Here is a 13,415-nt window from a genome sequence, read left to right on the forward strand (position 1 = left end):
CTTCCTTGGGCGATGGGCGTCGGGTGACTTTAAACGCGCTCGAAGATTGCGGCAATCCCCTGGCCGCCGCCGATGCACATCGTCACCAGCGCGTAGCGGCCCTGGACGCGCTGCAGCTCGTGCACGGCCTTGACCGTGATCAGCGCGCCGGTGGCACCGATCGGATGGCCCAGCGAGATGCCCGAGCCATTCGGGTTGACCTTGGCCGGATCCAGGCCCAGCGCCTTGGTGACGGCGCACGCCTGGGCGGCGAATGCCTCGTTGGCTTCGATGACGTCGAGGTCCTTGACCGACAGGCCGGCGCGCTCCAGCGCGATCTTGGTGGCGGGCACCGGGCCGATGCCCATCGTCTTCGGATCGACGCCGGCATGGCCGTACGACACCAGGCGCGCCAGCGGCTTCAGCCCGCGGCGCTCGGCTTCGGCGCGCTCCATCAGCACCACGGCCGCGGCCGCGTCGTTCAGGCCGGACGCATTGCCGGCCGTGACCGTGCCGTTTTCCTTGACGAACACCGGCTTGAGCTTGGCCATGTCGTCCATCGTCGCCTCATGCCGCACGTGCTCGTCGGTGTCGAACACCACGTCGCCCTTGCGGGACTTCAGCGTGACCGGGACGATCTGGTCCTTGAAGTAGCCGGCCTTGATCGCGGCCGACGCGCGGCGGTGCGATTCTAGCGCCGTCTCGTCCTGCTGCTGGCGCGAAATGTCGTATTCCCGGGCCACGTTCTCGGCCGTCACGCCCATGTGGATCGTGTGGAACGGGTCATGCAGCGCGCCCAGCATCATGTCGATCAGCTTGGCATCGCCCATGCGGGCGCCCCAGCGCGCCATCGGCGCCAGGTACGGCGCGCGGCTCATGCTCTCGGCGCCGCCGCCGATGGCGACCTCGGCATCGCCCAGCAGGATGGTTTGCGCCGCGCTGACGATGGCCTGCAGGCCCGAGCCGCACAGGCGGTTCACGGTCATGGCCGGCGCGTGGATCGACACCCCGCCGTTCACGGCCGCCACGCGGCCCAGGTACATGTCCTTGGGCTCGGTCTGGATGACGTTGCCGAACACCACGTGGCCGACGTCGTCGCCGGACACCGACGCGCGGGCCAGCGCCTCGCGTACCACCAGGGCGCCCATTTCGGTCGGGGCCAGATCCTTCAGGCTGCCGCCGAAGGTACCAATGGCGGTGCGCACACCGCTGACAACCACCACTTCACGTGCCATGTCTCGTCTCCATGCGTTCATGTTGCGGTGCACAGTATAGTCGTCCATCGCCAAAAGCGAACGACCGTACTTTTACCTAATCGTCTGGTTGAGCACGCCGGCGGGACGGCCTCCGTCAGGCGATTTCACCCCACAGGTCGTGGCCGTCGGCGCCGGTAATCCGGACGTTCACGAAGTCGCCCGTCTTGTAGCGCTGCGACGGCTTGGCGGCCGGGTCGATGTAGACCAGCCCGTCGATCTCGGGGGCGTCGGCCGACGACCGGCCGATGCCGCCATCCTGATTGACCTCGTCCACCAGCACGCGCAGCGTCTGGCCCACCTTGCGCTGCAGCCGGCGGGCCGACACGGCCTCGGCCACTTCCATGAAGCGCGCGCGGCGCTCTTCGCGCACCGCGTCGGGCAGCGCGCCCGGCAGGTCGTTGGCCGTGGCGCCCTCCACCGGCGAGTAGGCAAAGCAGCCCACGCGGTCCAGTTCGGCTTCGGCGATGAAGTCGAGCAGCGTCTGGAATTCGGCCTCGGTCTCGCCGGGGAAGCCGGCGATGAAGGTGCTGCGGATGGTCAGCTCCGGGCAGATCTCACGCCAGGCGCGGATGCGGTCGAGCGTCTTTTCGGCATTGGCCGGACGCTTCATGCGCTTGAGCACGTCGGGGTGGGCGTGCTGCAGCGGCACGTCCAGGTACGGCAGCACGTGGCCCTGGTTCATCAGCGGGATGACCTCGTCGACGTGCGGATACGGGTAGACATAGTGCAGGCGCACCCAGGCGCCGTACTGGCTGGCCAGTTCGCCCAGCGCCGCCACCAGCTCGGTCATGCGGGTCTTGAGCGGCCGGCCGGCCCAGAAGCCCGTGCGGTACTTGACGTCGACGCCATAGGCGCTGGTGTCCTGCGAGATGACCAGCAACTCCTTGACGCCGGCCTTGAACAGATTCTCGGCTTCGAGCATGACTTCCGCCACCGGCCGCGACACGAGGTCGCCGCGCATCGACGGGATGATGCAGAACGAGCAGCGGTGGTTGCAGCCTTCCGAAATCTTCAGGTAGGCGTAGTGCTTGGGCGTGAGCTTGATGCCGGCGGCCGGCACCAGGTCGGTGAACGGGTCGTGCGGCTTGGGCAGGTGGGTGTGCACCGCCTGCATGACCTCGCCCAGCGCGTGCGGGCCGGTCACGGCCAGTACCTTCGGATGGACCGACGACACGATATCCTGCCCCGCCGCGTCCTTCTTGGCCCCGAGACAGCCGGTGACGATCACCTTGCCGTTCTCGGTCAGCGCCTCGCCGATGGCGTCCAGGCTTTCCTGCACCGCTTCGTCGATAAAGCCGCAGGTGTTCACGACCACCAGGTCGGCGCCGTCGTAGGTGCCGCTGATGGCATACCCCTCGGCGCGCAATTGCGTGATGATCTGCTCCGAATCCACAAGGGCCTTCGGGCAGCCAAGTGACACAAAGCCGACTTTCGGCGCAGGATTGGACAGATTGGTTTCAGACGACATGGGGCACCGCGAATGTGGGGGTATCTGGGCGGCCGACCGTCCCCGGTGGCGCGCCGCGCTGGACTGACGGCATGCGGCGAGCCTGCCGGGCGCCGTCCTTGCCGTGAAAGGCGGAGATTTTACCCTGATGCGGCCGACTTGGCGTGCCCGGCGCCCAATCGCGCCCCCAGGGCGCCCCCTTCCGTCTCCCGGGCGGAATTCATCCCTTCAAGCAAAAAGCCCTGCCAACCTCGCAGGGCCCTTCTTCCAGCCGCCTTCGGGCGGCCGCCAGCGGCGTTACTTCTTGTCCGTCTGGTTGAACGGGAACGTGCCGAACATGCTCTTGGCCTGGTTCTGCATCTGTTCCTGCATCTGCACGAACAGGTTCTTGCTCTGCTCGATGTAGTTGCTCATCATGCCCTGCATCATCGGGCCCTGCAGGTTCATGAACTGCGACCACATGTCGGGGCTGAACGCCTCGCCCGAGTACAGGCCCTTGGAGTTCTCGGCCAGCTTGTTCTGGATGTCGATGAACGCCTGGATGTTCTTTTCCAGGTAGGTGCCCATCATGCCCTGCATCGCGTGGCCGTAGAAACGGATGATCTGCGACAGCATGGCGCTGGAGAACATCGGCACGCCGCCCGTTTCCTCTTCCAGGATGATCTGCAGCAGGATGCTGCGCGTGAGTTCCTCGCCCGACTTGGCGTCGACGACCTTGAAGTCCTCGGTGTCCATGACAAGCTGCTTGACGTCCGCGAGCGTGATGTAGGTGCTGGTCTGCGTATCGTAGAGCCGGCGATTGGGATATTTCTTGATCAGTCGCTCTGCGCCTTTCTTGGTCGTGGCCATCGATGCTCTATCCTTTTGTCGTCGCTGATGCCGGCGGGGGCATCCGCTGCTGCGCCGCCTCGGCAACGCTGCTGCACCGCATGCGATGCAGTGCGCAATTGGGGCCGCGTCCCGGGGGTGCCGGGCGCCTGCGCCGCGCAAGATACAACCGGACCAGACCCTAAGCCAAGCGCTCTACTTTGGTGCCGGTTGCGCCATTGCCCTGATTCTATGCTCAAGAAAGCACTATGGAAAGCGGGCCGGCTTTAAGGAAAACCCGCAGCAAAACGGCGTTTCAAACAAAAACGCCGCCCGGCGCCAGCAGGCGCGGGACGGCGTTGGGCCGGCAACCGGGGAAGGCAGCCCCCGGCTTGTGCAGTGCGCTGGATGCGGCGCATCAAGCGGCCGCGCTGCGCACCGCGCCGCCGGGCGTCAGCCCATGTGCAGGCCGCCGTTCAGCGAGAAGTCGGCGCCGGTCGAAAAACCCGACTCCTCCGACGCCAGCCAGGCGCAGATCGACGCAATCTCTTCCGGCTCGCCCAGGCGCTTGACCGGAATCGTCGCCACGATCTTGTCCAGCACGTCCTGGCGGATCGACTTGACCATGTCCGTGGCGATATAGCCCGGCGACACCGTGTTGACGGTCACGCCCTTGGTCGCCATTTCCTGCGCCAGCGCCATCGTGAAGCCGTGCAGGCCGGCCTTGGCCGTGGAGTAATTGGTCTGGCCGAACTGGCCCTTCTGGCCGTTCACCGACGAAATATTGACGATGCGGCCCCAGCCGCGGTCGGCCATGCCGTCGATGACCTGCTTGGTCACGTTGAACAGCGACGTCAGATTGGTGTCGATCACCGCGTCCCAGTCGGCGCGGGTCATCTTGCGGAACACCACGTCGCGCGTGATGCCGGCGTTGTTGATCAGCACGTCCACCTCGCCGACCTCGGACTTGACCTTGTCGAACGCGGCCTTGGTCGAATCCCAGTCGGCCACGTTGCCTTCGGACGCGATGAACTCGAAGCCAAGCGCGCGCTGCTGTTCCAGCCATTTCTCGCGGCGCGGCGAGTTCGGGCCGCAGCCCGCCACCACCGTGAAGCCGTCCTTCGCCAGGCGCTGGCAGATCGCGGTTCCGATGCCGCCCATGCCGCCGGTCACATATGCAATGCGCTGAGTCATATCCACTCCTGGTTGCTCGATCGTCGGGATCGAAGCTTGGTCGTTATTGTCGATCGCGGCGGCCGCCTTCCTCGGTACGGGCCGCCGGATCACCCCTCAATGCACTGCCCTTCAACGCTCCACTGCCAGCGCCACACCCATGCCGCCGCCGATGCACAGCGAGGCCAGGCCCTTCTTCGCGTCGCGACGCTTCATTTCGTGCAGCAGGGTCACCAGGATGCGGCAGCCCGATGCACCGATCGGATGGCCGATGGCGATGGCGCCACCGTTCACGTTGATCTTCGACTGGTCCCAGCCCATCTGCTGATGCACGGCCAGCGCCTGGGCGGCGAACGCCTCGTTGATCTCCATCAGGTCCAGGTCCTTGACCTCCCAGCCCGCGCGCGACAGGCAGCGCTTGCTGGCCGGCACCGGGCCCATGCCCATCACGGCCGGGTCCACGCCGGCGTTGGCGTACGCCTTGATCGTCGCCAGCGGCGTCAGGCCCAGTTCCTTGGCCTTGGCGGCCGACATGACCACCACGGCGGCGGCGCCGTCGTTCAGGCCCGACGCGTTGGCGGCCGTCACCGTGCCGGCCTTGTCGAAGGCCGGCTTCAGGCCGGCCAGGCTGTCCAGCGTGGCGCCGTGGCGCACGAACTCGTCGGTCTTGAACGCCACCGGGTCGCCCTTGCGCTGGGGAATCATCACCGGCACGATTTCCTCGTCGAACTTGCCCGCCTTCTGGGCAGCCTCGGCCTTGTTCTGCGAACCGACGGCGAATTCGTCCTGCGCCTCGCGCGTGATGCCGTATTCCTTGGCGACGTTCTCGGCCGTGATGCCCATGTGGTACTGGTTGTACACGTCCCACAGGCCGTCGACGATCATCGTGTCGACCAGCTTGGCGTCACCCATGCGGAAGCCGTCGCGCGAGCCCGGCAGCACGTGCGGGGCGGCGCTCATGTTCTCCATGCCGCCGGCCACCACGATCTCGGCCTCGCCGGCCAGGATGGCATTGGCGGCCAGCATCACGGCCTTCAGGCCCGAGCCGCACACCTTGTTGATGGTCATGGCCGGCACCATGTCGGGCAGGCCGGCCTTGCGCGACGCCTGGCGCGCCGGGTTCTGGCCCGAGCCGGCCGTCAGCACCTGGCCCATGATCACTTCGCTCACCTGGTCCGGCTTGACGCCGGCGCGCTCCAGCGCGGCCTTGATCACGATGGCGCCCAGTTCCGGCGCGGGAATCTTCGCCAGGGAGCCGCCGAACTTGCCAACTGCGGTGCGGGCTGCGGAAACAATGACGATGTCGGTCATTTGAGGTCCTTTCAAGAAATCGGATCGCGGATCGGTTCGATGCGGGCCGGACATGCCGCCCGGCCCAGGTGAGAATCAGGCGCGCTGCTTGACGTAGCGTCCCGGCGCGGGTTCGATGACCGGGTAGTGGGCGTTGCCCAGCGACGCCGCCGCGGCGCGCTTCTGCCCCGCCTGCTTGCCCAGCCAGGCCATCCAGTCGGGCCACCAGCTACCCGGATGCTCCTGCGCGCCGGCCAGCCATTCCTGCGCGGTGGCGGGCAGCGCGTCGTTGGTCCAGTGGCTGCGCTTCTTCTTGGCCGGCGGATTGATCACGCCAGCGATGTGCCCGGACGCGCCCAGCACGAAGCGCAGCTTGTTGTTCAGCAGCGCGGTGGATGCGTATGCCGACGCCCACGGCACGATGTGGTCCTCGCGCGACCCGTAGATATAGGTCGGCACGTCGATGGCGCCCAGGTCCACCGGCGCGTTGCAGACGGTCAGCTTGCCGGGCACCTTCAGTTCGTCCTGCAGGTACGTGTGGCGCAGGTACCAGCAGTACCACGGCCCCGGCAGGTTGGTGGCGTCGCCGTTCCAGAACAGCAGGTCGAACGGCACCGGCGTGTTGCCCTTGAGATAGTTGTCGACCACGTAGTTCCAGACCAGGTCGTTGGGCCGCAGGAACGAGAACGTGTTCGCCAGCTCCACGCCGCGCAGCAGCCCGCACGGCGCGCCAGCGGCGCCGCCCAGCGTGGCTTCGCGCAGCTGCACGTGGGCCTCGTCGACAAAGACGTCGAGGATGCCGGTGTCCGAGAAATCGAGCAGCGTGGTCAGCAGCGTCAGGCTGGCGGTCGGCTGTTCGCCGCGCGCGGCCAGCACGGCCAGCGCCGTGGAGACGATGGTGCCGCCCACGCAGAAGCCCAGCACGTTGATCTTGTCCTGCCCGCTGATGTCGCGCGCCACCTCGATCGCACGGATGGCCGCGTGCTCGATGTAGTCGTCCCAGGTGCGCTCGGCCATCGACGCGTCCGGGTTGCGCCACGACACCAGGAACACGGTGTGGCCGTTCTCCACGGCATGGCGCACCAGCGAGCTTTCCGGCTGGAGATCGAGGATGTAGTACTTGTTGATGCACGGCGGCACCAGCAGCAGCGGCCGCGCGTAGACCTTGTCGGTCAGTGGCTGGTATTGCAGCAGCTGGAAGTATTCGTTTTCGTAGACCACGGCGCCTTCGGTCACGGCAACGTTGCGGCCCACCTCGAAGGCGGCCTCGTCGGTCTGCGAGATCTTGCCGCGCTGCAGGTCTTCCAGCATGTTGCGCACGCCGTTGCGCAGCGATTCGCCGCCCGATTCGATCAGGCGCTGCTGGGCATCGGGGTTCAGCGCGAGGAAGTTGGCCGGCGACATGGCGTCGACCCACTGCGACACGGCAAAGCGGATGCGCTGGCGCACCTTCGGGTCCGCCTCGACGGCGTCGGCCATCTCGGTCATCGCGCGGGCGGTCAGCAGGTAGAACGCGGCGGTGTAGCGGTAAGGGGCATTGTTGCGCCAGGCCGGGCTGGCAAAGCGGCGATCGGACAGGCGCTGGCTGGCGGCCCCGCCGTCGCCATTGCCGGCGGGCGTGCCGTTGGCGGCCATGGCGCCCTCGCCCATCTCGCGCCACAGTTCGGCAAAGTCCTGCATGTAGCGCTGCTGGATGGCGGCGAGCTGGTCCGGGGCGATCTTGACCGCGGCACCGTTGACGCCGCCGGCCGGAAAGGCTTGCTGGAACGCCTTGGCAAAGGCGTCGCCGCCGGGGAATCCGCCTGGAAACCCGCCCGGCATGGCGCCCTGGAATCCGGCCGGGAACGCGCCGGCCAGGCCCGCCGGAAAACCGGCCGGCATGGCGCCGTTGGCTTCGGGTACCCACTGACGGGACCATTCCAGCCATGCCGCTGGATCGAATGGCCCCGGCGCAAATTGAAACGGTTGGGACTTGTCTTCCGGTCCGGAAGATGCCGCACCTTTGCCGGTCGCCATGATGTGATCGTCTCTCTGCCAGTCGTGATGGTCGACGGCTCGGGGTAACTGTCTCCCGACCCGCCCCGTATCCGGGTTGCGTCCGCTGAGCGCCTGAGGCCGCCCGCTTCTTACGCTATGCTTGCCGGCGAAACCCTGGGAAAGCTTCCCGGTTCCGATACATTTCGAGGCATTGTTGCCTTGCAATGTAGACGCTGTCAATGCGGAATTCCGGATTGCGGCACGGCGCCCCGGGAAGTGAAGCCCGACCTACCGGACGGTAATCCTGGCGCGGGTTCCCGGCCTCCGCATTCCTACCCGAGAGAGATGAAGGTCTGATGTATATCGTGGCAATTGGCTGGCTCTACGTGGCCCTGATGATGGCCATCACGGAGACCAGCGTGGTCGCCGGCGTGGCCACCTTCCTGGGCTATGGTCTGGCGCCCGTGTCGCTGGTGCTGTACATCATGGGCACCCCGGGACGCCGCCGGCGCCGCAAGGCGCGCGAAGCGGCGGAAGCGGAGGCGGCGCGAGTGTCGCCGCCGCCCGCCGAGGAACGCAACGGCGGCTAGTCCGCCAGCCAGACCAGCGTGGCCATGCGACCCGTGGTGCGGTCCCGTCGATACGAATAGAAGCGGTCGGCGTCGCTGACCGTGCAGGTCCCGCCGCCGAACACCTGCTGGCAGCCGGCGCGCGCCAGCCGGGTCCGCGCCAGCGCGTACAGGTCCGCCAGGTACTTGCCCGGCGCGTCCGGCACGAAGGCGGCCGCCACGGCGTCGCGCTCGGCCGGCAGCGCCTGCTGCAGGAACGCTTCGCGGACCTCGGCCCCGACCTCGAACGATGCTGGCCCGATGGCCGGCCCCAGCCATGCCAGCCACTGCGCCTGGCCGCCCGCGCGCGCCGCCATGCGCGCCAAGGTGGCCTCGATCACGCCATCGCAGAGCCCGCGCCAGCCCGCGTGGGCGGCGCCCACCACGGTGCCGGCGGTGTCGCAGAGCAGCACGGGCAGGCAGTCGGCGGTCATGATCGCGCAGACGTGCCCCGGCGTCGTGGCGATGCTCGCGTCGGCCCGAGGCACCTCGGCATCGGCGCCATCGTCGGCCGTCACCACCCCGCAGCCATGCACCTGTTCGAGCCAGCGCGGCATGGCCGGCAGCCGGCTGGCCAGCCGGGCGCGATTGGCCGCCACGGCCGCAGGGGCATCGCCGACATGCGTGCCCAGGTTCAGCCCGCCGGCCGCGCCGCCAGCCAGCCCGTACGGGCCGACGCTGACCCCGCCGCGCCGCGTGGTCTGCAACGCCCGCACGCGCGCCGGCGCGGGCCAGTCCGGCACGATCCAGTCCGCGTCAGTCGTCGTGGTCATCGGCTTCCCCCTCGTACCACTCGGGCTCGTCATGCTCGTCATCGGCGTCGTCGTCCGCCTGACCCTCGAAGTCCAGCGCGTCGATCAGCGCCTGCAGGTCCTCGGGCGGCTCGGCTTCCCAGGATTTCTTGCGGCCGGTCACCGGGTGCACCAGCCCCAGCCGGTAGGCATGCAGCGCCTGGCGCGTGAACGGCACCGGCAGCGGCACGCGCACGGCGGGCCGCTGGCCGCGCTGCGTGGCCTTGTGGTAGACCGGGTCGCCCACCAGCGGGTGGCCGATCGATTCGAAATGCACGCGGATCTGGTGAGTGCGGCCCGTTTCAAGCTGGCACATCACCATCGACACCTTGGCGCGGCCCAGCGGCACCGTGCCCAGCGTCTCGAAGTGGGTGCGCGACGGCTTGCCGCTGTTCGTATGCACGATGGCCATGCGCGTGCGCTCGCGCGGGTCGCGGGCGATGGGGGCGTCGATGGTGCCCTCGTCGGGCGTCTCGCCCCAGACCAGCGCGATGTACGTCCGCTTGACCGTGCGCGCCTGCAACTGCCGCACGAGGTCGGTCTGCGCGGTCAGCGTGCGGGCGACGACCATCAGGCCCGACGTTTCCTTGTCCAGCCGGTGCACGATGCCGGCGCGTGGCAGGCGCGCGGCGGGCGGGTCGCGATGCAGCAGGCCGTTGAGCACCGTGCCGCTCCAGTTGCCGGCCGCCGGATGCACCACCAGCCCGGCGGGCTTGTTGATGACCAGCAGCGCGTCGTCCTCGTAGACCACGTCCAGCGGCACGTCCTCGGCCGTGAACGCCATCGACTCGGGCGCGGCCTGCGGGTGGATCTCGATCTGCTGGCCCATCTGGACCGATGCCTTGGCCCGGCTCGGCTCGCCGTCCACGCGCACGGCCCCGTCCTCGATCCATTGCTGGATGCGGCTGCGCGAGAACTCGCTGAAGTGGCGCGCGAGCAATTTGTCGAGCCGCTCGCCGTGGGCGGCGCTGTCGACTTCCAGGTAGAGCGGCACCAGGTCTGGCGCGGCGGGCGCCGTGGCGGGCACCTCGTCGTTGAACTCGCCGGCGTCGTCGAACTGGTCGTCCAGGTCGTCGGATTCCGCGGCGGTCACTTCCGGCGCGTCGGGGTGGCGTTCCAGACCGTTTTCGGTGCTGGGGCTTCGGCTATAATGCTTGGCGCTATTTTTTTTCATCCGGAACAGGTTGCCCATGCAATTGCAGAGCATGAAACGCGCGCAATGGCGCGCGAAAATTGGAGCGGTTTTGCTCGCAGGCGGATGCGTCATGCTGTCTGCATGCGGCCTGCTGGGAGACCAGCCTGACGAAACGGCCGGCTGGTCGGCCAACAAATTATATTCGGAAGCCAAGGATGCCCTGGATGGCGGCGACTACACGCGCGCCGTCAAGCTCTACGAGAAGCTGGAGGGCCGCTACCCGTTCGGCCGCTTCGCGCAGCAGGCCCAGATCGACACGGCCTACGCCAACTACAAGGACGGCGAGACCGCCGCCGCGCTGGCCGCCGTGGACCGCTTCATCCAGCTCCACCCGAGCCACCCGAACATCGATTACGCCTACTACCTCAAGGGCCTGATCAACTTCAACGACAACCTTGGCTGGCTGGGCCGCTTCTCGGGCCAGGACCTGAGCGAGCGCGACCCGAAGGCCGCGCGTGCCGCCTACGACGCGTTCCAGACGCTGATCACGCGCTATCCGGACAGCAAGTACGCGCCCGACGCCACGCTGCGCATGCAGTACATCGTCAACTCGCTGGCCCAGCACGAAGTCCACGCCGCCCGCTACTACTACCGCCGCGGCGCCTACCTGGCGGCCGTGAACCGGGCCCAGCAGGCGCTCAAGGACTATGACGGCGCGCCGGCCAACGAGGAAGCGCTCTACATCATGGTCCGGTCCTACGACGCGCTGGGCATGAAGGACCTGCGCGACGACGCCGCCCGCGTGATGGAGCGTAACTACCCGAACAGCGACTTCATCAAGTACGGCCAGCGCCGCAAGGACAAGTCCTGGTGGGAAGTGTTCTGATCGACTGAGCTGCCACCCCGGCAACGGAAAAGGCCGAGCCCCGGAAACGGGCCTCGGCCTTTTTTTGTCCCTGCGGAATGCCTGGCCAGGCATTCGAGCCCCAGGCCGCGCCACCACCCAGCGCGCCCTCCAGCCCCCTTTTCCTGCATCGTCAGCAACCCCCTTCACGTCCGGCAACCGCGGCAAGGCTGGCAAAGCGGCAACTGACCAAGAGTCGAATAAATACTAGGGTGTCGATAAATGACACTGACTATGATTCTTGCCAGTTGACGGAAAGAAGCCGACAGGCAACGCGAGCGCCTCGCGCCACGCATGGCCCGGCTGACCATTCCGCGCGCCCCCATACGACGGCAGGCGGCCACGGCGCACGCCTGCCGGCCCGCCACCCTACTGTATGGAGTTTCGCGATGCCCGCACGGAAATGCCGGGTTCAATGGCGCGTCAAGCGTACGCTCGACATCGTCATTGCCACCACACTACTTTTGGCACTTTCCCCTTTACTGGCGCTGCTTGCGCTGCTGATCAAGCGCGATGGCGGCCCCTGCTTCTTCAGCCACCCGCGCGTCGGCATGCATGGGCGAACGTTCAGGTGCCTGAAATTCCGTTCGATGGTCCGCGACGCCGACAAGGTGCTGAATGACCTGCTTGCGTCGGACCCCAAGGCGCGCGCCGAATGGGAGCAGGACTTCAAACTGCGGAACGACGTGCGTGTGACCCGGCTGGGACGCTTTCTTCGCCGTACGAGCCTGGACGAACTGCCCCAGCTCTGGAACGTGCTCCTGGGCGACATGAGCCTGGTTGGCCCACGGCCAGTCGTCGAGAAGGAGCTCGGGCAATACGGCGAAGCGGCCGGCTACTACCTGCGCGTGCTCCCCGGCATCACCGGACTATGGCAAGTCAGCGGCCGCAGCGAGACGTCCTACGAGCGCCGCGTGCTGCTGGACGTCAGCTACGTCAAGAACTGGTCGCTGGCGGGCGATCTCCGCATCCTGTTCCGGACGGTTGGCGTCGTGCTGGGCGGACGGGGCGCCTATTGACTGGGAGGCCGGCCCTGCCCTGGGCCAGCCGTCAGCAGCCGCATGGACAGCAGCGCGACGCTCGACAGATGCCGCATGTAGCTGCCGAGGTCTGGCTCGAACAGCATGGACACGGCAATGTGGGCCGCCACCAGGTACGCCGGGACGGCCTGCGTAGGCCGCACCGACAGCATGCCCCGCATCAGGCGCATCCCCGGTGGCACTACCGCCAGCAGTACCCAGCCCTGCATCGCCAATTCCTTGATGCCAGGGCTCCAGAGCAGGGCCAGGTTCAGCCGCGCCATGGCATACAAGTAGTTGCCGACGAATGCCGCCAGGCTCGTGGGAGAAAACGGATTGTAGAAACTGGTACGCGCGCCGTAGGGCGACTGGGAGACCAGATAGTCGACCGCCAGGTCCCGGGGCTGCTGGAGCGCAACGAACACTGCGGACGGCAGCCACGCCATGCCCAGCGACAGCGCGGCCACGATCACGATCCGCCAGCGCCAGCCCACCCGGCAGAGCAGATACAGCCCAAGCGCCAGCCCCGCGATCAGCGCGAAGTACGCGCGCAGCGTGACGGCGTAGACCAGGTACAACGCGAGCATGGCTACCCAGCCGCGCAACGGACGGTCGTCGCGGCCGGCCGCCGCGGCGATGACGAGCGCCATCACCACCACCAGCGTGTCCTTCGTGGCAACGAACAGGTTGAAGACAACGCACGGCGCCGCCAGTACGATGGCCCCGGCCAACAACCCCAGCCGCTCGGCGCGGATCAGCATCGACCAGAGGAACCACGCGCCGGCGCCCATCACCAGTCCGTCCAGAGCAGGCCCCATCGCCGCGAACAGCCGGCCCACCGCGTCAAAGGAGCTGCCCGCGTAGGTGTCGGCGCCGAGCATCTGGTCCTGGATCTTTTGCGCATCCCGAAAGATGGCAGCGGGCAGCAGCCGTGCCGCATTGAGGTACACCAGCCCGTACAGCAGCGCGGCGCCACCGGCAATCACACGCCGGACGCCAGGGCTCAGCCATGGTCCGGCCCTCAGCATG

Annotated in this window: 11 protein-coding genes and 1 pseudogene; 3 read left to right on the forward strand and 9 right to left on the reverse strand. The window is 67.5% G+C overall.

Annotated elements, in window-relative coordinates:
- Nucleotides 1–29: 29 nt before the first annotated feature.
- The 6 genes from bktB to phaC form a co-directional block, all read right to left on the reverse strand.
- Nucleotides 30–1,214: a beta-ketothiolase BktB gene (bktB, locus tag EHF44_RS15245; protein WP_124684433.1), complete on the reverse strand. Its 1,185-nt coding sequence runs from the start codon at nucleotides 1,212–1,214 to the stop codon at nucleotides 30–32.
- A 115-nt stretch (nucleotides 1,215–1,329) separates the two neighbouring features.
- On the reverse strand, nucleotides 1,330–2,703 hold the full coding sequence (rimO, locus tag EHF44_RS15250) for a 30S ribosomal protein S12 methylthiotransferase RimO (RefSeq protein ID WP_124684434.1): 1,374 nt from the start codon (nucleotides 2,701–2,703) through the stop codon (nucleotides 1,330–1,332).
- A gap of 276 nt (nucleotides 2,704–2,979) precedes the next feature.
- Entirely contained in the window at nucleotides 2,980–3,531 is a 552-nt protein-coding gene (gene phaR, locus EHF44_RS15255; RefSeq protein WP_124684435.1) for a polyhydroxyalkanoate synthesis repressor PhaR, read from the reverse strand.
- Between the two features lie 411 nt (nucleotides 3,532–3,942).
- The gene (locus tag EHF44_RS15260; RefSeq protein ID WP_124684436.1) at nucleotides 3,943–4,683 is read right to left on the reverse strand and encodes a 3-ketoacyl-ACP reductase; all 741 of its coding nucleotides are present in this window, start codon (nucleotides 4,681–4,683) and stop codon (nucleotides 3,943–3,945) included.
- A 111-nt stretch (nucleotides 4,684–4,794) separates the two neighbouring features.
- A complete protein-coding gene (locus EHF44_RS15265) occupies nucleotides 4,795–5,973 on the reverse strand; it encodes an acetyl-CoA C-acetyltransferase (RefSeq protein ID WP_124684437.1) in 1,179 nt (392 codons plus the stop codon).
- 75 nt (nucleotides 5,974–6,048) lie between these two features.
- Nucleotides 6,049–7,968 carry a class I poly(R)-hydroxyalkanoic acid synthase gene (gene phaC / locus EHF44_RS15270; protein WP_124684438.1) on the reverse strand — a complete coding sequence of 640 codons (1,920 nt, stop codon included), beginning with the start codon at nucleotides 7,966–7,968 and terminating at the stop codon, nucleotides 6,049–6,051.
- A 317-nt stretch (nucleotides 7,969–8,285) separates the two neighbouring features.
- Here phaC and EHF44_RS15275 point away from each other — a divergent pair, with 317 nt between their 5' ends.
- On the forward strand, nucleotides 8,286–8,519 hold the full coding sequence (locus EHF44_RS15275; protein ID WP_124684439.1) for a hypothetical protein: 234 nt from the start codon (nucleotides 8,286–8,288) through the stop codon (nucleotides 8,517–8,519).
- On the opposite strand, the gene pgeF is transcribed toward EHF44_RS15275, so the two are convergent.
- Complete coding sequence (gene pgeF / locus EHF44_RS15280; RefSeq protein ID WP_124684440.1) at nucleotides 8,516–9,310, reverse strand: peptidoglycan editing factor PgeF; 795 nt, start codon at nucleotides 9,308–9,310, stop codon at nucleotides 8,516–8,518. The two genes, EHF44_RS15275 and pgeF, sit on opposite strands and share 4 nt — an antisense overlap.
- Nucleotides 9,294–10,502, reverse strand: a complete 1,209-nt coding sequence (locus EHF44_RS15285; protein WP_124684441.1) for an RluA family pseudouridine synthase — start codon at nucleotides 10,500–10,502, stop codon at nucleotides 9,294–9,296. The genes pgeF and EHF44_RS15285 overlap by 17 nt, the downstream gene beginning before the upstream one ends.
- A 16-nt stretch (nucleotides 10,503–10,518) precedes the next feature.
- Between EHF44_RS15285 and EHF44_RS15290 the strand changes: the two genes are divergently transcribed.
- Both EHF44_RS15290 and EHF44_RS28700 read left to right on the forward strand, forming a co-directional pair.
- The gene (locus EHF44_RS15290) at nucleotides 10,519–11,349 is read left to right on the forward strand and encodes an outer membrane protein assembly factor BamD (protein WP_124684442.1); all 831 of its coding nucleotides are present in this window, start codon (nucleotides 10,519–10,521) and stop codon (nucleotides 11,347–11,349) included.
- A gap of 440 nt (nucleotides 11,350–11,789) precedes the next feature.
- Nucleotides 11,790–12,386: pseudogene (locus EHF44_RS28700) on the forward strand (sugar transferase); the annotation flags it as partial.
- Here the strand turns inward: EHF44_RS28700 and EHF44_RS15300 are convergent.
- Nucleotides 12,380–13,372, reverse strand: coding sequence for a hypothetical protein (locus tag EHF44_RS15300; protein WP_253699873.1), 993 nt, complete (start codon nucleotides 13,370–13,372; stop codon nucleotides 12,380–12,382). The pseudogene EHF44_RS28700 and the gene EHF44_RS15300 sit on opposite strands and share 7 nt — an antisense overlap.
- Nucleotides 13,373–13,415 lie beyond the last annotated feature (43 nt).

Source organism: Cupriavidus pauculus (assembly GCF_003854935.1).
GTDB classification, from domain to species: domain Bacteria; phylum Pseudomonadota; class Gammaproteobacteria; order Burkholderiales; family Burkholderiaceae; genus Cupriavidus; species Cupriavidus pauculus_C.